Below are 19,050 nucleotides of genomic sequence, written 5' to 3'. Positions count from 1 at the left end.
AAAGAAACCGTTCAGTAATCGTGCAGGTTCGTTGGTGGGTGTTGACAGTCGCCCGCGTAGGCTGGTGCGTTATGAGTGAAGCGTCCGTTGCCCCTGCGAGCGCGCGAGCGGGGCAGACCGTGTGGCCCCAGCTCGAGCAGCTGCTGCCCAAGGTGAGCAAGCCGATCCAGTACGTCGGCGGTGAGCTGGGGGCCGTAGTCAAGGACTGGGACGCGGCGACCGTGCGCTGGGCGCTGTCGTACCCTGACGCGTACGAGGTCGGCCTGCCGAACCAGGGTGTGCAGATCCTGTACGAGGTGCTCAACGAGCAGCCCGACGTGCTGGCCGAGCGCACCTACGCGGTCTGGCCCGACCTCGAGGCGCTCATGCGCGAGCACGGGGTCCCGCAGTTCACCGTCGACGCGCACCGGCCGGTGCGCGCGTTCGACCTGTTCGGGATCTCGTTCGCGACCGAGCTCGGCTACACGAACATGCTCACGATGCTTTCCCTGGCCGGGATCCCGCTCGACAGCTCGGAGCGCGACGAGAGCCACCCGATCGTGATCGCCGGTGGGCACGCCGCGTTCAACCCCGAGCCGATCGCCGACTTCATCGACGCCGCCGTGCTTGGCGACGGCGAGGAAGCGGTCCTCGAGATCACCGCGATCGTGCGCGAATGGAAGGCCGAGGGCTGCCCCGGCGGCCGCGACGAGCTGCTGCTGCGGCTGGCCCGCACCGAGAGCGTGTACGTGCCGCGCTTCTACGACGTCGACTACCTGCCCGACGGGCGGATCCAGCGGGTCTTGCCCAACCGGGCCGACGTGCCGTTCCGGGTGAACAAGCGCACCACGATGGACCTCGACGCGTGGCCGTATCCGAAGAAGCCCCTCGTCCCGCTCGCCGAGACCGTGCACGAGCGGTACGCGGTGGAGATCTTCCGCGGCTGTACCCGCGGTTGCCGGTTCTGCCAGGCCGGCATGATCACCCGGCCGGTCCGGGAGCGGTCGATCACGACCATCGGCGAGATGGTGAAAGAAGGTCTTGAGTTCAGCGGTTTCGGCGAAGTTGGACTCTTGTCGTTGAGTTCCGCTGATCATTCCGAGATCGGTGACATCTGCTCGGGCCTGGCCGACCAGTACGAGGGCTCGAACGTGTCCCTGTCGCTGCCGTCGACCCGGGTGGACGCGTTCAACATCGACCTGGCTCAGGAGCTGTCGCGCAACGGGCGGCGTACCGGCCTGACGTTCGCGCCGGAGGGCGGCTCGGAGCGGATCCGCAAGGTGATCAACAAGATGGTGTCGGAGGAGGACCTCATCCGCACCGTCGTCACGGCCTACACCAACGGCTGGCGGCAGGTGAAGCTGTACTTCATGTGCGGCCTGCCCACCGAGACCGACGAGGACGTGCTGCAGATCGCCCGGCTGGCGCAGGAGGTCATCAAGGCCGGTCGGGCGGCCACCGGCTCCAAGGACATCCGCTGCACGGTGTCGATCGGCGGGTTCGTGCCCAAGCCGCACACGCCGTTCCAGTGGGCGGCGATGGCGTCGCCGGAAACGATCGACAACCGGCTCAAGCTACTCAAGCAGGCCATCAACTCGGACCGCTCGCTGGGTCGCGCGATCGGGTACCGCTACCACGACGGCCAGCCCTCGCTGGTCGAGGGGCTGCTCAGCCGGGGTGACCGGCGGGTCGGCGCGGTCATCCGGCGGGTCTGGGAAGGCGGCGGGCGCTTCGACGGCTGGTCGGAGCACTTCTCGTACGACCGCTGGATGACAGCGGCGAATGAGGCGTTGGCCCCAGGGGTCGACGTCGCATGGTTTACCACGCGTGAGCGAGACGAGAACGAGGTCCTGCCCTGGGACCACCTCGACTCCGGGCTGGACAAAGAGTGGCTGTGGCAGGACTGGCAGGAATCGCTGTCGGAATATGAGCAGCCTGACTGTCGTTGGACTCCTTGTTTCGACTGTGGGGTCTGCCCGAGCATGGACACCGAGATCCAGATCGGGCCCACGGGGAAGAAACTGCTGCCCATCACGCCGGTCAACGCGGGGCTGAAGGTTCCGTCATGACGGGTCGTCGTCCCAAGAACCAGCCGGAAGGCGGGCAGGCGCCGGTCGTGCAGCGCATCCGCCTGCGGTACGCCAAGCGGGGACCGATGCGGTTCACGTCGCACCGGGACTTCGCCCGGGCGTTCGAGCGGGCGATCCTGCGCGCGGGCGTGCCCATCGCGTACTCGCAGGGCTTCACCCCGCACCCGAAGGTCTCGTATGCGTCGGCCGCGCCGACGGGTGTGGCCAGCGAGGCGGAGTACCTGGAGATCGGGCTGCGGGATCGGGTCGACCCGGGGGAGCTGGCGCGGGCGCTCGACGCGGCGCTCTCGCCGGGTCTGGACGTCCTCGACGCGGTGGAGGCGGTGGGCGGTAGCCTCGCCGACCGGATCGACGCGTCGGCATGGCGGGTAGAATTGCCGGGGGTTACCGCTAAGGCGGCGCGCCAGGCCGTCGATGTGTTTCTTGCGGCGGCCGAAGTTCCGGTGGAGCGCCTGACCAAACAGGGCAGGCGGACCCTGGACGCCCGCGGTCCCGTGGTACGGCTCGACGCGCCACAACCCGCGGATGTCACACCTTCCGAGGTCGGTGGCGTACCGTGTGCGATACTCGACCTTGTTGTACGGCAGGTCACACCGTCCGTACGACCCGATGACATCCTGTCCGGCCTGCTCGTGGCGGCCGACCTGGAACTACCGGTGCCGCCTCGTGCGACCCGAATCGCCCAGGGCGCGCTCACTGCGCAGGGCGAACTGGTCGATCCGCTGGCTGCGGATCGCGACCCGGCTGTTATCGGAGCCCCGTTGTCCTGACGGGGTTGCAGACTTCGGCGGTTGGTCCGGATTCCCGGGCGGGCCGTCGGTACACATAGGTGTCCCTGCGTGGCAGCGTTCGTACGCGCCCGGGGGTGCCAGAACTGGAGAACGTCCGAATGCTCGACAACGAGCCTGGCGCAGCGAACAGCAACGCACCAGGAAACGACGTCCCGGCGACCGCCGCGGACACCGGGAACTCCGCTGCCAGGGGCAGTGAAACCCCCGCGGCGGCGGGCGCCACCGGGGAAGCTCCGGCTCCCCGCCGCACCCGGCGACGCGCCACGAAGGCCGCCCCGGCCGAGGCCACTGCCGAAGGCACGACCAGCGCAGACGCGGAACCGGCCAAGCCGACCCGCCGTAGGCGGCGCCCTGCTGCCGAACCGGCCGAGACCGCTTCTGCCGGGACAGCGACCGCCGAGCCGGTTACCGCTGAGCCGGCCCCGGCCGCTCAACCGCTGACCGCCGCTCAACCGGTGACCGCCGCTCAGCCGGCCCAGGCCACCCAGTCCTGGTCCGCGTCCTGGGCGCCGGTCCAGCCGGTGGCCCCCGCGCAGCCGGCACCGGAGCAGACCACGGCGCCGGCCGCTGAGACGGCGCCGAACGGCGCCGCGCCGGAGCAGGCCGGTGCCGACGCCGTACCGGCCCAGCCCGCCCGTACTTCCCGTACCCGTCGCCGGAGCGCGAAGGCCGAGCCCGCGGTCGAGGCCGCAGCCGAGGCCGAGGCCAAGGCCGAGCCCACGGTCGAGGCCGAGCCCACCGCGGAGCCGGCGGAAACCCGCAAGGCCTCCCGCCGTCGGGTAGCCCCCAGCACGGCCGTCCTCTTCATGCCGCCCACGGCGGCGGAGATCGAGGCGGAAGCCGCAGCCGAGGCCGAGGCCGAGATGGCCCGCGCGTCCCGGCGGCGCAGGGGCCGGCGGGGCGAGGCCGCTGAGCCCGTCGCGACGGTGGCCGACACCGAGGCTGAGGTCGAGGAGGAGGCCGCTGAGGTCGACGACGAGGCCGGCGACGAAGACGACGAGACGGCGGCCGGGCGCCGGCGCCGCCGGCGGGGCCGGCGTGGCCGCGGTCGCGGCAAGGGCGGGTACGGCGACGAGGAGGACGGTGACGCCGACGGCGACACCGTCACCGCCGCCGAAACCGAAGAGGATGCCGAGGAGAACGGCGAGGGCGACGAAGACGACGAGGCGGAGGCCGAAGAGGGCGTGACCCGTCGGCGCCGGCGTCGGCGCCGCAAGGGCTCGGGCGACGTGGAGGCTTCACCGGACGACCCGGCGAACACCGTCGTCAAGATCCGCGAGCCGCGCCCGGCCCGCGACGAGGTGCAGGGTGTCTCCGGCTCGACCCGGCTGGAGGCCAAGCGCCAGCGCCGTCGCGACGGGCGTGAGCAGCGCCGCACCCGGCCGCCGATCCTGACCGAGTCGGAGTTCCTGGCCCGCCGGGAGGCTGTCGACCGGGTCATGGTCGTACGCCAGAAGGGCGACCGTACCCAGATCGCGGTGCTCGAGGACGGCATCCTCGTGGAGCACTACGTGTCCCGGGCCAGCGCGGCGACGATGGTCGGCAACGTGTACCTCGGTCGGGTCCAGAACGTGCTGCCGAGCATGGAGGCGGCCTTCGTCGACATCGGGCGCGGCCGCAACGCCGTCCTGTACGCCGGCGAGGTCAACTGGGAGGCCACCGGCCTGGAGGGCCGCACCCGCACCATCGAGCAGGCGCTGAAGTCCGGCGACTCGGTGCTCGTGCAGGTCACCAAGGACCCGATCGGCACCAAGGGCGCGCGGCTGACCAGCCACGTCGCCCTGTCCGGCCGGCATCTCGTGTACGTGCCCAACGGCAACACCTCCGGCATCAGCCGCAAGCTCCCGGACACGGAGCGCAAGCGACTGCGGGACGTGCTCAAGCACCTCGTACCCGAAAGCGCCGGCGTGATCGTGCGGACGGCGGCCGAGGGTGCGAGCGAGGACGAGCTGGCCCGTGACGTGAAGCGGCTGCAGGCGCAGTGGGAGGAGATCGACTCCCGCGCCGGCGAGTCGGGTGCGCCGAAGCTGCTGTACGAGGAGCCCGACCTGCTGATCCGGGTCGTCCGGGACCTGTTCAACGAGGACTTCCGGGAGGTGGTCATCCAGGGCGATGACGCCTTCGAGATGATCGAGGCGTACCTGCAGCACGTGTCGCCCGACCTGGTGCAGCGCGTACGTCGGCACGCCGGAACCGGTGACGTGTTCCACGAGTTGCGGGTGGACGAGCAGATCCTCAAGGGTCTCGACCGCCGGGTGTTCCTGCCCTCGGGCGGCCACCTGGTGATCGACCGCACCGAGGCGATGACGGTCGTCGACGTCAACACCGGCAAGTACACCGGTACGGGCGGCAACCTCGAGGAGACGGTCACCCGTAACAACCTCGAGGCCGCTGAGGAGATCGTGCGGCAGTTGCGCCTGCGCGACCTGGGCGGCATCATCGTCATCGACTTCATCGACATGGTGCTGGAGTCCAACCGCGAGCTCGTGCTGCGCCGGCTGACTGAGTGCCTCGGCCGTGACCGGACGAAGCACCAGGTCACCGAGATCACCTCGCTGGGTCTGGTCCAGATGACCCGCAAGCGCGTGGGTCAGGGCCTGCTCGAGGCGTTCAGCGAGAACTGCGAGGCCTGCAAGGGTCGTGGGCTGATCATCCACCACGAGCCCATACCCGAGAAGCGCCCCTCCGGCGGTGGCTCCGGCCAGGCGAAGGCCTTGCCGGCCAAGGCCGAGGAGCCCAGCGAGAACGGGCGTGGCGGCCGGCGCCGGCGGAAGGCCGCCGCGGCGGCAGCCGTCGAGCAGGCTCCGGCCGAGGAGCCGCCGCTGGGTGCGGCCGGGGAGCCGGTGGCTGCGGCCGAGCCGGGGCTGACGATCGAGGAGCCACGCCCGGAGGCCACGGTCGAGGCCGAGGTCGTCGCGGTTGAGTCCGAGGTCGTCGTGGTTGAGCGCGAGGCCACGGTTGAGCCGGGCGCCGATATCGAGGCGGAGGCGGCCAGCGACGCGGTCGCCGACGACGACCTCGACGGGCACGAGGCGGCGTTCGCCGGGCTGGACCCCGTACCCGCGATCGGGTTCGACTCCGACGGTCTGGACGCAGAGGAAGAGCCGGTCGGGCCCCGCCGGCGGGGACGTCGCCGGCGCGGCTGAGTCGTTAGTCAACGAAGTTGGGTGAGTTCGCCCGCCGCACGCGGCGGGCGAACTCACCGTGCATGGAACGGTCGGCGTCCCGGCACGTACGTCCGGAATGTGACGAGGGAGACCGGATGCGAGGCCTGATCGCCGTGGCGGCCCTGTGCGGGGTGACCCTGTTCAGCGCCGGTTGTGGGGGCGGCACGGCGCCGGCGCCGGCCGCGAAGTTCGTGCAGCCCAGTCTGCCGGCCGCCACGTCACCGGATTCGAAGGCGCAGGCCATCTGCACCGACCTGCGGGCCAACGTGTTCGACGCCGACGCGACGGCGTTCGGCGCCGAGCTGGGCAGGCTGATGGCGGCCCGGACGCAGCAGGACCCGGCGGGGGAGGAGCGGTCCCGGCAGGCGGCCACCGCGAAGCTGGGGGAGATCGCGGCCAAGCTGCGTACGCACGCCGGCGAAGCCGCCGATCCGCGATTCAGGCGCGCCCTGAACGCCTCCGCCGTGAACCTGGAGAAAATGGGCAACGACCCCGGTACCCTGGCGAAACTCGACTCGTTGGACGCGGTCAGCAAGACGACGGGGCGGTTCGCGGCGGCCCTCGGCGACGCCGCGGAATACTGCGGCGCCTAGGGGTGTTTTGGAATTACGGGCCGAGTCACGGTACTCTTTCCTGCGGCACACACGCGTGCGCCGTCTCGTTGCGCGCCCAGCGCTCTGCGTTTGCCGGCGCGGCGAGGAATGGTCCATCCGCCTTAGCTACGACAGGAGTCCGCGTCCGATGTACGCGATCGTCAAGACCGGCGGCAAGCAGTACAAGGTCGCCGAGGGCGACGTGATCGAGGTCGAGAAGCTCGCCGGTGAAGCCGGTGACGCGATCACCCTCCCCGCGGTGCTCCTCGTCGACGGTGACGACCTGGTGACCGACACGGCTGTGCTTGCCAACGTCGCGGTGACCGGTGAGGTCGTCGCCCACACCAAGGGTCCGAAGATCCGGATCCACAAGTTCAAGAACAAGACCGGCTACCACAAGCGTCAGGGGCACCGTCAGCCGCTGACCCAGGTCAAGGTGACCGGCATCTCCACCGGAAAGTAGGCGTTTAAGAGATGGCACACAAAAAGGGTGCGTCCAGCTCGCGGAACGGCCGCGACTCCGCGGCTCAGCGCCTGGGCGTGAAGCGCTTCGGTGGGCAGCAGGTCAAGGCCGGCGAGATCCTCATCCGTCAGCGCGGCACCAAGTTCCACCCGGGTGACCTGGTTGGACGCGGTGGCGACGACACGCTGTTCGCACTGGCAGCCGGCGCGGTGCAGTTCGGCACCAAGCGGGGCCGCAAGACCGTCAGCATTGTCAACGGTCAGGCCTGAGCAGGACTGAAACGGGCGGACCGGTAGGCGCATCAGCGCCTACCGGTCCGTTTCGTGTTTGACCCCAGAGCACTGAGGAAGGATTAAAACGTGGCTACGTTCGTCGACCGCGTGGTACTGCACGTGCACGCCGGGGACGGCGGGCACGGCTGCGTGTCGATCCACCGGGAGAAGTTCAAGCCGTTCGGCGGCCCGGACGGCGGCAACGGCGGCCACGGCGGCAGCGTCGCCCTCGTCGTGGATTCGCAGGTGCACACCCTGCTCGACTTCCACTTCCGGCCGCATGTGAAGGCCGAGAACGGCAAGGGCGGCGCCGGCTCCGACCGCGACGGCGCCAACGGCGAGGACCTCGAGCTGCGGGTGCCCGACGGCACGGTCGTCTCCCTGGCGAACGGCGAGGTGATCGCAGACCTGGTCGGCGAGGGTACGACGGTCGTGATCGCGCAGGGCGGTCGCGGCGGTCGGGGCAACGCCGCGCTCGCCAACACCAAGCGGCGGGCTCCGGGCTTCGCCGAGCTGGGGGAGCCCGGTGAGCAGCTCGACGTGGTCCTGGAGCTCAAGAGCGTCGCGGACGTCGGGCTCGTGGGCTTTCCGAGCGCCGGCAAGTCGTCGCTGATCTCGGTACTTTCCGCCGCCCGCCCGAAGATCGCCGATTACCCGTTCACCACGCTTGTGCCCAACCTCGGGGTCGTCCGCGCCGACGACCACACGTTCACCATCGCCGACGTGCCGGGCCTGATCCCGGGCGCAGCCACTGGCAAGGGCCTCGGACTGGAGTTCCTGCGCCACATCGAGCGGACCGCCGTACTCGTCCACGTCATCGACACCGCGACGATGGAGCCGGACCGTGATCCGCTCGCCGACCTCGACGCGATCGAGGCCGAGCTGTCCGCCTACGGAGGGCTGGAGGACCGTCCGCGTCTCGTCGCGCTCAACAAGGTCGACATACCCGACGGCCGGGCAATGGCCGAGATGATCCGCCCGGACCTGGAAGACCGCGGCCTGCGGGTGTTCGAGGTCAGCGCGGTGACCCGGGAAGGGCTCCGGGAGCTGACGTTCGCCCTGGCCGAACTGGTCGACCAGCAGCGGAAGGCGGCGCCGCCGCCGGAGCGCACTCGCATCGTCATCCGCCCGGCGGCCGTTGACGAAGCCGGCTTCACCCTCGACCGGGACGCCGACGGCGTGTACGTCGTGCGGGGCAAGCCCGAGCGCTGGGTACGCCAGACCAACTTCGACAACGACGAGGCCGTGGGCTTCCTGGCCGACCGGCTGGCCCGCCTCGGCGTCGAGGACGCCCTCGCGAAGGCCGGCGCCGAACCGGGGGCGCCGGTGCGGATCGGCGCCCACGAGTTCGATTGGCAGCCCACCATGTACGCCGGCGAGGAGTACGTGCCGAGTGCCCGGGGCACCGACTACCGGCTCGCCGAGTCCGAGACGCGGGTGACCGCCGCGGAACGCAAGGCGGCCCGGAAGGCCCGCCGGCAGCGGCCCGAGGACGAAATCCCCGACGTGGCCGCGGACGACACGGACGATGAGTAGGCCACCGGAGTGGCCGCTCAGACAGACCGTACCGATGGACGCCAGTCGGTTGCGGGTAACCTCGTCGGTCTAGTGACCGGGAGGTGACGTGGGCATCTTCGACCGGCTGCGACGCCGGAGCGGGCCGGACCGGTTCGCTGGAGAGGTGCTGGCCGCGCTGCGTGCCGCCGGCATCACGGACACCCACTATGACCGCGACGAGTTCTCCATCGAGTACCGTCGCGGGCCCGGCACCGAACCGGCCTGGCTGTACCTGCACAACCTGTATGCGGAGTGCCAGCGTGAGCCGCGTACCCGCGACGAGCGCATCCGGCGGTTCGTGGCGACGTTCACCCGGCTACCCGAGGTGCCGGACAGCTGGGAGTCCGCGCGTGACCGGCTGCGGCCGGTGCTGCGCAGCGCGACGTTCGCCCGGGGCGGCGAGTCCGGGCGGCCGGCCGCGCTACGCCGGCCGGCGTTCCCGTTCCTCGACGAGATGGTCGTCGTCGACCAGCCGTCGTCGATGGCCTACGTATCCGAGATGACCTGTGCGGAGTGGGGCGTGTCCAGCGAGGAGGTGTTCGCCACCGCGCGGGCCAACCTCGCCGCCACCGCCGGTCTGCCGCCGGCCGAGCAGCCGGCCGGCCGGGTGATGCTCCGCTTCATCGACGACGGCGACGCGTACTGGGTCTCCCACCTCCTGCTGGACGGCTGGCTGGCCGCGCTCGGCGAGCACGTCGGAGGCGCGCCCCTGGCGTTCATGCCCGACGTGCGGTCCCTGATCGTGATCGACGCCGACCCGGAGCCCTTGCCTGAGCTGTTCGATCTGATCGAGCGGCACTTCGCCGAGTCGCCCCGGCCGCTGTCGCCGGTCGCGTACACGGTCGACCAGGCCGGGCGGGTGGTGCCGTTCACCGTCGCGAGCGGGCATCCGGCCGCCGCCGCGGTGCAGCGGGCGTCGCGGGTGCTGGCCGCCAGCGAGTACGGGGCGCAGCAGAACATCCTCCGGCACGAGGTCGAGGAGTACGTCGCGTCGTACGCGGTGTTCGGCACGTCCGAGGGCGGTACGTTCTCGGTCGCCTCCTGGACCCGTGGCATGCACGTCTTGCTGCCGCGGGTCGATTTCGTGGCATTCAATGTCGCGGCCGGGTCCACGTTCTTCGTCCCGTGGGATGTGGTCATGGAGGCCGACGTGCTGACCGAACTGCCGGAGTACCGGCCGTCGCGGTACCGCGGCGACTCCTGGCCCGCGCCCGCCGCCTTCGGGTACCTGCGGGAACGGGCCGTCCCGATCGATCTGGGCCGGTCCGTTCCGCGGTAGGCGCCCCGGCGCTAGGCGTTGCTCTGCGCCGCCCCGGCAGCCACCGGCGTGCCCGGCTGGGCGGTGCGGGCCCGGCGCTTGACCAGCAGGCAGGAGAGCGCCGCCAGGCCGAGGACCACGATCGGCAGAATCAGCGACGCGTGCATGGCGTTCGTGAAGCCTTCATGGAACGTATTTGTGATCACCTTGTGGACCGCGTCCGGCACCTGGGCGCCGAAGTTCACCCCGCTCTGTCCCGCACCGACCTCCAGACTGCTACCGGAGGCGTGGCTGAAGCCGGCCACGAACCGGTCGCGGAACTGCGGCGGAAGCTCCGCGGCGTGCGCCTTCGCGGACTCGCTGAGCTTGGACGCGAGCTGGTTCTGCAGCAACGCGCCGACGGCGGCGGAGCCGATGACCGAACCGAGCTGGCGGGTGGTGTTGATCAGACCGGACGCCGCTCCGGCCATCCGCGGCTCGATGTTGCGCATCGCCACGGTCTGCAGCGGCGCGAACGTCAGGCCCATGCCCAGGCCCGCGACGAGGATGCCGGGCAGCAGGTGCAGCCGGGTGCTGTCGGGGTGGGCTGAGGCCAGGAAGATCGCCATGCCGAGGCCGAACAGCGCCAGCCCGGCCATGAGGATGTACTTGCCGCCGATCTTGTCGGCCATCCGGCCGGCGAACGGCGCGACGAACATCGACACCACCGACATCGGCGCGGTCGCCAGACCGGCCTGCAGCGCGCTGAGGCCGAGCACCGACTGCAGGAAGATGACCATCGGCAGGAACAGGCCGAGCATGCCGAAGCCCAGCGCCGCGCCGACGAAGTTCATCACCGAGAAGTTGCGGTCGCGGAAGATCGCGAACGGAACGAGCGGCTCGCCGTTCCGCTGCACGTACTGCTGCACCATGAACAGCGCGAGCACGACGGCCCCGGCGACGACCAGCTGGGGGATCGTGATCGGGCCCCAGACCTTGCCCCAGTTGTGCGACTGGCCCTCGATCAGTCCGTATGTGAGCAGGAAAAGACCGACCGTCGCGAGTGCCGTGCCGACCAGGTCGAGCCGGTGGCGGCGGTTGAGCTTGAGGTCGGGCATCACGATCACCGCGAGCACCAGGGCCAGCACGCCGACCGGCAGGTTGACGAAGAAGACCCAGCGCCAGCCCCAGTGGGTGACGATGAAGCCGCCCAGCGTCGGGCCGGCGATCGTGGCGACGCCGGCGACCGCGCCCCAGATGCCGAACGCCGCGCCCCGTTTGGCCGGCGGGAAGATCACCGTTAGGACCGACAGCGTCTGCGGCGTCAGCAGCGCGCCGCCTAGGCCCTGCGCCACGCGGGCCGCGATGAGCTGGCCGGGGGTGGTCGCGAAGCCGCACGCGGCCGAGGCCACCGTGAAGATGGCCAGGCCCGCGATGAAGAGCTGTTTCGGCCCGTACAGGTCGCCCAGTCGGCCGGCCGTGATCAGCAGTACGGCGTAGACCAGGATGTAGGCGTTGAGCACCCACAGGATCTGGTCGAGCGAGGCGTGCAGCCGATCGATCATGTCCGGGATCGCGATGTTCACGATCGTGGTGTCGAGCAGGATCATGAAGAAGCCGAGGCAGAGTACGGAGAGCACCAGCCAGGGGCTGTGCCGCGGCTTCTGCTCCGCGGTGGCTGGGGCTCCGGTGCCGGCCGGTGAGCCGGCGCCCGGCTGTGGCGTCGTCATGGGGTGGTCTCCTCTGTGCCGGATCCACCGTCGTGTCGTGGATCCCCCGTGTGATCAAGCGAGGCTCACCCTAGCGGTGAGGTGAGACACGATCGGCCGGCGAAGGTTGTGCCGCGTTCAGATGCGGCGCGACTCACTCGGCGCGCTGCGGTCACCGCCCGTCAGGGCGCCCAACAGTCGAGGCTTGTCCGCATGCCGTGACGGTATCGCGCGGTTATAGGCACGGCGGGTAACTAATACTTCTGTCTATGTATCGCGCTGCGACATAATTCCAGTGCTTTCAGTTATCGGCTTGCCTTTGTGAAAGAGTTTCTGCAGGTCAAATGATTGAGTGAACAAATCGCGTCCGATTTCGCCGCATGTTTTTAACGTTCTAGCATTCCTTGCCACGACTGGTCTTCGTAGGCGATCGTGAAAGCATCGTGGTCCGTGTCGGTCTCAGGCTCCTCCCAAAGTGGAAAGGTGAGTGCCGGCCCGATCCGATGGCACCACCCGAACCTGTCGCCGGAGGAGGAGCGCGATGGCGGTCGGAAGGGAAACGCTCAAGCGGATCCTCGCACCGGTCTACCGCGGTCAGCACGCGAGTGCGCGGTGGCCCTGGCAGGGGGTCGGGGAGCGGACCCGGCTCGCCCTCATCGCAGGCGGGGTCGGCACCGTCGCGCTCGGGATCACGGCCGCCGTCCTTCCGCAGTCGGGCAACGACACGTCCCGGCTGCTGCCGCCCGTGCCCGCGCGTATCAGCCCGCTGCCGATGGCGCCGGTTCCGCGGCCGCAGCCGAGCGGTCCGCCCGGGTTCCCGTCCGCGATCCCCACCGCAGAAGCGTCGAGTACACCGCCGCCCGCCGCCTCGCCTACAGCGACGCTGCCCCCTCCGGCGTCGCTGGCGGTGCCCATCAAGATCGAGGCCGAGGCCGCGTCCAACGTCCTCAGCGGTGCAGCCCGCATCCGGAAGGTGGCGGCGGCGTCCGGAGGCGAGGTGATCGCCAACATCGGCCGGGCCCCGGCCAACTCGCTGCGGTTCAACCGGATCGTGGTGCCTGCCGATGGTGTCTACACCCTGGCCATCCACTACGTCTCGGCCGACGAGCGCACCGCGACCGTCAGCGTCAATGACGGCCGCTTCAACGTCCTGAGGTTCCCCGCGACGGGGGACTGGGAGACCGTCGGCTCGCTCACCCTGCGCGTCAAGCTCGACCAGGGCATCAACAGCCTCGAGTTCAGCAACGCGGCCACCGCGGCCCCGGACCTCGACCGCATCATCATCGGCGCCTGAGTCGCCAGGCCACGCCGTCTGGCCCCGCGTCTGGCCCCCCGAATGGCCCCGCGTCTGGCCCCTCCCAGCGCGGCGCTCCGTTGGTTGGCTCACCGGCATGGCAACGATGAGACGGCAGCAGTTCAGCCTCGTCGTCGACGAGCCCGTCGACGAGTCCGCACAGACGGCGTTGAGGGAGAGTTGTCCAGACGCCACCATCAGGAGCACGCCGGACCGACCCGGCGCCGTCATCGCGTTCCGGCGCGAGGCGCCGACCCTGACCGAAGCCATCGTGTCCGCCGTGCGTGACCTCGATGCCGTCGGCGTCAGGACCGCCGGTGTGCGCGACGAGGACTTCGTCTCGATCGGCGCGGTCGCCGCGCGGGTGGGCCGCTCGCCGGAGGCGGTCCGGTTGTGGGCGGTGGGCCGCACCGGGGCGGGCACCTTCCCGGCGCCGGTCGAGGTCCGCCTCGGCACGGCCTACTACCGGTGGAGTGAGATCGCTACCTGGCTGCGGGAGCGGATGGGGATCGCGGTCGCCGACCCGGAACCGGTGCTGACCGCCGTCAACCTGGCCCTGCGGCTGCGGGCACTGGCTCCCCGGGTGCCCCGGATGGACGCCATCCGTGCCCTGATCGCCGCGTGAGGAGGGTGGCGTCCCTCATGAAGATCCCCGAACCGGCAGGATGGCGTCATGCCTAGCCTCACCCGAGCCGAGGCGGCCGAGCGGGCCGCGCTGCTGTCAGTCGACGCGTACACCATTGACCTGGACCTCAGCAGCCCGGACGCGACGTTCGACGCGACGACGGTCGTGCGGTTCGGGTGTCGGCGGCCGGGCGCGGAGACCTTCGTCGAGCTCCGCCCGGACACCCTGCACTCCGTGACACTCAACGGCCGGGAGCTCGACGTCGCCGCGCTGGACGACAACCGGCTGTGGCTAACCGACCTCGCCGCTGACAACGAGCTCGTGGTGCGGGCCACGATGGCGTACTCCAACAGCGGGGAGGGGCTGCACCGCTTCGTCGATCCGGCCGACGGGGAGGTGTACCTGTACGCCCACACGTTCCTGGACGCCGCGCAGCGCATCTTCGCCTGCTTCGACCAGCCCGATCTGAAGGCCCCGGTCACGCTGACCGTGACCGCGCCGGCCGCGTGGACAGTGCTGGCCAACGGGGCGGGGGAGCGGGTGGCGCCGGGGCGGTGGCGGTTCGCCACCACGCCACCGCTGGCCACGTACTTCGTGACCCTGGTCGCCGGGCCGCTGCACTCCCGGTACGCCGAGCACGGCGCGATCCCCTTGGGGATCCACTGCCGAGCGGCGTTGGCGCAAGCCCTCGACCGCGACGCCGACGAGCTGTTCGAGGTGACGGCGGCGTGCTTCGACCGGTACCAGGAGCTGTTCGCCAGCCCGTACCCGTTCGGCAAGTACGACCAGGTGTTCGTGCCCGAGTTCAACGGCGGAGCCATGGAAAACCCGGGGTGCGTGACGTTCCGCGACGAGTACGTGTTCCGGTCGGCCGTCACGCGGGCCCAGCGCATGGAGCGGGCGGTCGTGATCGCCCACGAGATGGCGCACATGTGGTTCGGCGACCTGGTCACCATGCGGTGGTGGGACGATCTGTGGCTCAACGAGTCGTTCGCGGAGTACCTGGGGACCCGGGTGGCGGGGGAGGCGACCCGCTTCACCGATACCTGGACCGACTTCGCCATCAGCCGCAAAACGTGGGGGTACGCGGCCGACCAGCGGCCCTCCGCCCACCCGGTCGCCCCGGAGCGGGTCGACGACAGTGCCGATGCGCTGCTCAACTTCGACGGCATCTCGTACGCCAAGGGCGCGGCCGCGCTGCGCCAGCTCGCCACGTACGTCGGCGACGAAGCCTTCCTCGCCGGGCTGCGGAAGTACTTCGCCGCCCACGGGTACGGCAACGCCACCCTGGCTGATCTGCTGACCTCGCTCGGCGAGGTGAGCGGCCGGGACCTGTGGGGCTGGGCCGCGCTGTGGTTGCGGGAGAGCGGCGTCACCACGCTGCGCCCGGCCGGCGAGGTCGGTCCCGGCGGCCGATACACCGCCGTCTCCGTCGTGCAGACCGCGCCGTCCAGCAATCCGGTGCTGCGACCGCACCGGCTCGCGCTCGGCCTGTACGACCGGGGCGCGGACGGCCGGGTGACGCGACGGGAGCGGGTCGAGGTGGAGGTGGAACCTGATCACGAACGCACCCCGGTTCCGGCGCTCACCGGGAGGCCCGCCGCCGCACTGCTGCTGGTCAACGACGACGACCTCACGTACGCGAAGACCCGGTTAGCCGATCGTGACCTGGCGGCGCTGCCCGAGCTGTTGCCGGCGGTAGCCGACCCGGTGGCCCGGGCGCTGCTCTGGAGCGCCGCGTGGGACTCCACCCGGGACGCCGAGGCCGACCCGACCGGCTTCGTGAACCTGGCCGTCGTGGGGCTCCCGACCGAGCTCGACCCGGGCGTGTTCGCCCAGGTCATCGGCTTTGCGGCGGACATCACGGCGGGGCAGTACCTCACTGCGGCCCGGCGACCGGGCGCGCTCGCCGCGCTCGCGTCGGCGTGTGCCGAGGTCCTCGCGTCCGTACCCGCCGGCAGTGACCGGCAGCTCGCCGCCGCGCGCGGTCTCGTCCGCTGCGCCGGCCCCGGTGAGGTGGAGACCCTACGCGGCTGGCTGGGCGGGAGAAACGCGCCCGACGGCCTGGCGATCGACGCCGACCTCCGCTGGGCGGTGCTGGGGCGGTTGGTGGTCCTCGGCGCGGCCGGCACTGCGGATATCGATGACGAGAGCGAGCGTGACCGCAGCGCGCACGGCGTCCAGCACGCGGCGCGCTGCCGGGCGGCGCTGCCCGACGCCGGCGAGAAGGCGCGGGCGTGGGACGCGATCGCCGCCGACGAAACGCTGTCCAACCGGTCATTGCTCGCGCTCGCCGAGGGGTTCTGGCAGCCCGAGCAGGAGGAGCTGACCGCGGCGTACGTGTCGCGGTACTTCCAGGACATGCCGACGATGGCCGCCCGGCGCAGCGCGCAGGTGGTCAGCCAGGTGGCGGGCGCGGCCTACCCGAGGTATGCGGTCCGGGCCGCGACGGCCGAGGCCGCCCAGCGCCTGCTCGACCGCACGGACCTGCCGGCGGTGCTGCGCCGGGTGATCGGAGATCGCACCGACGACCTGCGGCGTGCGCTGGCGGTCCGGTCGCTGATCAGCGGGTGATCCGCGGCGATTACCATGCCGCAGGTGGGAGCGCCTCATCGTCGTATCGGGATCATGGGCGGCACGTTCGACCCGATCCATAACGGTCACCTCGTCGCCGCGAGCGAGGTGGCCGACCTGTTCGCGCTCGATGAGGTCGTCTTCGTACCGACCGGCGAGCCGTGGCAGAAGGGCGAGGAGGCGGTCAGCCCGGCGGAGGACCGGTACCTGATGACCGTCATCGCGACGGCGTCCAACCCGCAGTTCCACGTCAGCCGGGTCGACATCGACCGGAAGGGCCCGACATACACCGTCGACACCCTGCGTGACCTGCATGAGGTCTACGGCTCCAACGCGGACCTGTACTTCATCACGGGCGCCGACGCGCTGGAGAAGATCCTGTCGTGGAAGGACGCCGACCAGATCTTCTCGCTCGCGCACTTCGTCGGGGTCACCCGACCGGGGTTCGAACTCAGCGACGCACATCTGCCCGCCGACGCGGTCAGCCTGGTGCAGGTGCCTGCGATGGCGATCTCGTCGACCGACTGCCGCGCACGCGTCGCCGCAGGTAAACCGGTGTGGTACCTGGTGCCGGACGGGGTGGTGCAATACATCGCTAAGCGGCATTTGTACCGATAATCCGGTGAGTACCGAAGCGGCGTTTCCCGCGTACGCGTGAGACGCTTGAATCCTGGACGGCTGGACGGCTGCCGCTGGTGGCGGCCATCCGGGTGAATGTTACGACGAGAGGAGTCCGGTGCCCGCAAACGAGCGCGCCCGCGAACTGGCCCTGGCCGCTGCGCAGGCGGCCGCCGACAAGAAGGCCCAGGACATCGTCATCCTGGACGTGGGCGACCAACTCGTGATCACTGATGTGTTCCTGCTCGCGTCGGCCCCAAACGAACGCCAGGTCCTCGCGATCGTGGACGCCATCGAGGAGAGGCTGCTCGAGCTGCCGGAGAAGGCGAAGCCGGTTCGCCGCGAGGGCGAGCGGGCCGGCCGCTGGGTGCTGCTGGACTACGTCGACATCGTGGTCCACGTGCAGCACACCGAGGAGCGCGAGTTCTACGCCCTTGACCGGCTGTGGAAGGACGTCCCGACGATCCCGTTCGTCGACCGGGACCTGGTCGCCGCCGAAGGCGGCCGGGGCGGTGCGGCCACCGGCGCTGCCGGCGAAGCTGATGCGTCGGCGTGACCCGTCTGCTGCTGTGGCGCCACGGGCAGACCACCTGGAACGCTGCTGATCGCGTACAGGGTCAGACGGATGTCGACCTCAGCGAGGCCGGCCGCACGCAGGCGGAGACCGCCGCCGCCCGGCTCGCCGAGCTGCGGCCGGATCTGATCGTCTCCAGCGACCTGCACAGGGCAGCCGACACCGCGGCCGCGCTTGCGGCGCGCACCGGCCTTTCCGTCACCTACGACGCCCGGCTCCGGGAGCGGCACTACGGCGAGTGGCAGGGCCTGACCAACTCGGAGATCAACGCCCGCTGGCCGCAGCAGAGCGAGCGCTGGCGCGCCGGGCTCTCGGTGGCCGAGTTCGGCGTCGAGGACCTCGACGAGGTCGGCAAGCGGATGGCGGCCGCCCTGCAGGACGCGGCTGCTGCGCACCCCGGCAGCACGATCGTGGTGGCCAGCCACGGTGGCGCGATCCGGCAGGGCGTCATCGCGCTGCTGGGGTGGCCCGACTCGGTCGTACGCAGCCTGGGGGTCGTCTCCAACTGCCACTGGGTGGAGCTGCGCATGGATCCGCGCCGAGGCTGGCAGCTTCGCGCGTACAACGTCGGCTGATCTGAATCTGACGAATTCCTGATTCGCCCGCGATCGGTTACCGTGCCGACATGGCCGGCAGATCTGAGCGCATCGCTGTGGTCACCGACAGCACGACCTACCTGCCGGACACGCTCGCGGCCGAAGCCGGCCTCACCGTCGTCCCGCTCACGGTCGTCATCGCCGGCGTGCCCGGTCTGGAGGGCATCGACATCACGCCGGCCGACGTCGCCAAGGCGTTGGAGACCAGGCGTACGCGTGTCACGACGTCGCGCCCGACTCCGGGCGCGTTCGCCGAGACGTACCGGGAGCTTCTCGACGGGGGCGCGCCCGGTGTCGTGTCCGTGCACCTGTCCGCCCAGCTCTCCGGCACCTTCGAAGCCGCGCACCTGGCAGCGGAGGAGTTCGGCGGGCTCGTCGAGGTGGTCGACTCCTACTCCACCGGCATGGGCCTGGGTTTTCCGGCCCTCGCCGCGGCGTCGGCGGCGGCCGACGGCAAACCCCTTTCCGAGGTACGCGACGCCGCCGGCGCAGCCGTCGGCCGGACCACGGCGCTGTTCTACGTCGACACGCTGGAGTTCCTGCGGCGCGGCGGCCGGATCGGGGCGGCGTCGGCGCTGCTCGGGACCGCGCTGTCGGTCAAACCGATCCTGCGGCTGGCCGACGGCCGGATCGTCGTCAGCGACAAGGTCCGGACCGCCAGCCGCGCCCTGGCCCGACTCGTCGACCTGGCGGTCGAGGCGGCCGGCGACGGGGAGGTCGACCTCGCCGTGCACCATCTCGCGGCCGCGCAGCGCGCCGAGGCGCTGCGACAGGCGATCACGTCACGGCTGGGCGACCGGGTGCACCGGGTGTACACGACCGAGGTGGGCGCCGCGGTGGCCGCCCATACCGGACCGGGGTTGGCCTGCGCGGTGGTGACCCGCCTATAGCACGTCCGGCGGCGTCGCCTT

General features: G+C 70.7%; 16 protein-coding genes. 15 read left to right on the top strand and 1 reads right to left on the bottom strand.

What is annotated here, in order from left to right; translation table 11 throughout:
• Nucleotides 1–71 precede the first annotated feature (71 nt).
• The 8 genes from HC028_RS18620 (at nucleotide 72) to HC028_RS18585 (ending at nucleotide 10,191) form a co-directional block, all read left to right on the top strand.
• Nucleotides 72–2,048 (top strand): TIGR03960 family B12-binding radical SAM protein, encoded by a 1,977-nt coding sequence (locus HC028_RS18620; protein WP_168078626.1) that lies wholly within the window; start codon nucleotides 72–74, stop codon nucleotides 2,046–2,048.
• Nucleotides 2,045–2,839 carry a TIGR03936 family radical SAM-associated protein gene (locus HC028_RS18615; RefSeq protein ID WP_168078625.1) on the top strand — a complete coding sequence of 265 codons (795 nt, stop codon included), beginning with the start codon at nucleotides 2,045–2,047 and terminating at the stop codon, nucleotides 2,837–2,839. Before HC028_RS18620 ends, HC028_RS18615 begins: the two co-directional genes overlap by 4 nt.
• A 119-nt stretch (nucleotides 2,840–2,958) precedes the next feature.
• A complete protein-coding gene (locus tag HC028_RS18610) occupies nucleotides 2,959–6,006 on the top strand; it encodes an Rne/Rng family ribonuclease (RefSeq protein ID WP_168078624.1) in 3,048 nt (1,015 codons plus the stop codon).
• 116 nt (nucleotides 6,007–6,122) lie between these two features.
• Nucleotides 6,123–6,620 carry a hypothetical protein gene (locus HC028_RS18605; protein ID WP_168078623.1) on the top strand — a complete coding sequence of 166 codons (498 nt, stop codon included), beginning with the start codon at nucleotides 6,123–6,125 and terminating at the stop codon, nucleotides 6,618–6,620.
• Nucleotides 6,621–6,768: 148 nt separating this feature from the next.
• Complete coding sequence (rplU, locus tag HC028_RS18600) at nucleotides 6,769–7,083, top strand: 50S ribosomal protein L21 (protein ID WP_168078622.1); 315 nt, start codon at nucleotides 6,769–6,771, stop codon at nucleotides 7,081–7,083.
• An 11-nt stretch (nucleotides 7,084–7,094) separates the two neighbouring features.
• Nucleotides 7,095–7,352, top strand: coding sequence for a 50S ribosomal protein L27 (gene rpmA / locus HC028_RS18595; protein WP_168078621.1), 258 nt, complete (start codon nucleotides 7,095–7,097; stop codon nucleotides 7,350–7,352).
• 90 nt (nucleotides 7,353–7,442) lie between these two features.
• Nucleotides 7,443–8,891, top strand: a complete 1,449-nt coding sequence (obgE, locus tag HC028_RS18590; protein WP_168078620.1) for a GTPase ObgE — start codon at nucleotides 7,443–7,445, stop codon at nucleotides 8,889–8,891.
• 88 nt (nucleotides 8,892–8,979) lie between these two features.
• Complete coding sequence (locus HC028_RS18585; RefSeq protein ID WP_168078619.1) at nucleotides 8,980–10,191, top strand: DUF1444 domain-containing protein; 1,212 nt, start codon at nucleotides 8,980–8,982, stop codon at nucleotides 10,189–10,191.
• Between the two features lie 11 nt (nucleotides 10,192–10,202).
• Here the strand turns inward: HC028_RS18585 and HC028_RS18580 are convergent, their stop codons facing one another.
• On the bottom strand, nucleotides 10,203–11,879 hold the full coding sequence (locus tag HC028_RS18580; RefSeq protein WP_168078618.1) for a DHA2 family efflux MFS transporter permease subunit: 1,677 nt from the start codon (nucleotides 11,877–11,879) through the stop codon (nucleotides 10,203–10,205).
• 520 nt (nucleotides 11,880–12,399) lie between these two features.
• On the opposite strand from HC028_RS18580, the gene HC028_RS18575 reads away from it, so the two are divergent.
• The 7 genes from HC028_RS18575 (at nucleotide 12,400) to HC028_RS18545 (ending at nucleotide 19,029) form a co-directional block, all read left to right on the top strand.
• Complete coding sequence (locus HC028_RS18575) at nucleotides 12,400–13,152, top strand: carbohydrate-binding protein (protein WP_168078617.1); 753 nt, start codon at nucleotides 12,400–12,402, stop codon at nucleotides 13,150–13,152.
• 97 nt (nucleotides 13,153–13,249) lie between these two features.
• Nucleotides 13,250–13,777 carry a helix-turn-helix transcriptional regulator gene (locus tag HC028_RS18570; protein ID WP_168078616.1) on the top strand — a complete coding sequence of 176 codons (528 nt, stop codon included), beginning with the start codon at nucleotides 13,250–13,252 and terminating at the stop codon, nucleotides 13,775–13,777.
• A 48-nt stretch (nucleotides 13,778–13,825) separates the two neighbouring features.
• Nucleotides 13,826–16,351 (top strand): aminopeptidase N, encoded by a 2,526-nt coding sequence (gene pepN / locus HC028_RS18565; RefSeq protein WP_168078615.1) that lies wholly within the window; start codon nucleotides 13,826–13,828, stop codon nucleotides 16,349–16,351.
• Nucleotides 16,352–16,375: 24 nt separating this feature from the next.
• On the top strand, nucleotides 16,376–16,969 hold the full coding sequence (gene nadD / locus HC028_RS18560; protein WP_275408284.1) for a nicotinate-nucleotide adenylyltransferase: 594 nt from the start codon (nucleotides 16,376–16,378) through the stop codon (nucleotides 16,967–16,969).
• Nucleotides 16,970–17,087: 118 nt separating this feature from the next.
• A complete protein-coding gene (rsfS, locus tag HC028_RS18555) occupies nucleotides 17,088–17,525 on the top strand; it encodes a ribosome silencing factor (protein WP_168078613.1) in 438 nt (145 codons plus the stop codon).
• Nucleotides 17,522–18,118, top strand: coding sequence for a histidine phosphatase family protein (locus HC028_RS18550; RefSeq protein WP_168078612.1), 597 nt, complete (start codon nucleotides 17,522–17,524; stop codon nucleotides 18,116–18,118). Before rsfS ends, HC028_RS18550 begins: the two co-directional genes overlap by 4 nt.
• Before the next feature lie 50 nt (nucleotides 18,119–18,168).
• Nucleotides 18,169–19,029, top strand: coding sequence for a DegV family protein (locus HC028_RS18545; protein WP_168078611.1), 861 nt, complete (start codon nucleotides 18,169–18,171; stop codon nucleotides 19,027–19,029).
• The last annotated feature ends 21 nt before the right edge of the window (nucleotides 19,030–19,050 follow it).

The organism is Planosporangium flavigriseum, from assembly GCF_011947225.1.
Taxonomy (GTDB): Bacteria; Actinomycetota; Actinomycetes; order Mycobacteriales; family Micromonosporaceae; genus Planosporangium; species Planosporangium flavigriseum.
This window is presented reverse-complemented; position numbering and strand designations above follow the sequence as displayed.

Bases quoted from the DNA above. Each gene is read 5' to 3' on its own strand.
- HC028_RS18620 (WP_168078626.1), top strand. From the start codon at position 72: ATGAGTGAAGCGTCCGTTGCCCCTGCGAGCGCGCGAGCGGGGCAGACC.
- HC028_RS18615 (WP_168078625.1), top strand. From the start codon at position 2,045: ATGACGGGTCGTCGTCCCAAGAACCAGCCGGAAGGCGGGCAGGCGCCG.
- HC028_RS18610 (WP_168078624.1), top strand. From the start codon at position 2,959: ATGCTCGACAACGAGCCTGGCGCAGCGAACAGCAACGCACCAGGAAAC.
- HC028_RS18605 (WP_168078623.1), top strand. From the start codon at position 6,123: ATGCGAGGCCTGATCGCCGTGGCGGCCCTGTGCGGGGTGACCCTGTTC.
- rplU (WP_168078622.1), top strand. From the start codon at position 6,769: ATGTACGCGATCGTCAAGACCGGCGGCAAGCAGTACAAGGTCGCCGAG.
- rpmA (WP_168078621.1), top strand. From the start codon at position 7,095: ATGGCACACAAAAAGGGTGCGTCCAGCTCGCGGAACGGCCGCGACTCC.
- HC028_RS18580 (WP_168078618.1), bottom strand. From the start codon at position 11,879: ATGACGACGCCACAGCCGGGCGCCGGCTCACCGGCCGGCACCGGAGCC.
- HC028_RS18575 (WP_168078617.1), top strand. From the start codon at position 12,400: ATGGCGGTCGGAAGGGAAACGCTCAAGCGGATCCTCGCACCGGTCTAC.
- HC028_RS18570 (WP_168078616.1), top strand. From the start codon at position 13,250: ATGGCAACGATGAGACGGCAGCAGTTCAGCCTCGTCGTCGACGAGCCC.
- pepN (WP_168078615.1), top strand. From the start codon at position 13,826: ATGCCTAGCCTCACCCGAGCCGAGGCGGCCGAGCGGGCCGCGCTGCTG.
- HC028_RS18545 (WP_168078611.1), top strand. From the start codon at position 18,169: ATGGCCGGCAGATCTGAGCGCATCGCTGTGGTCACCGACAGCACGACC.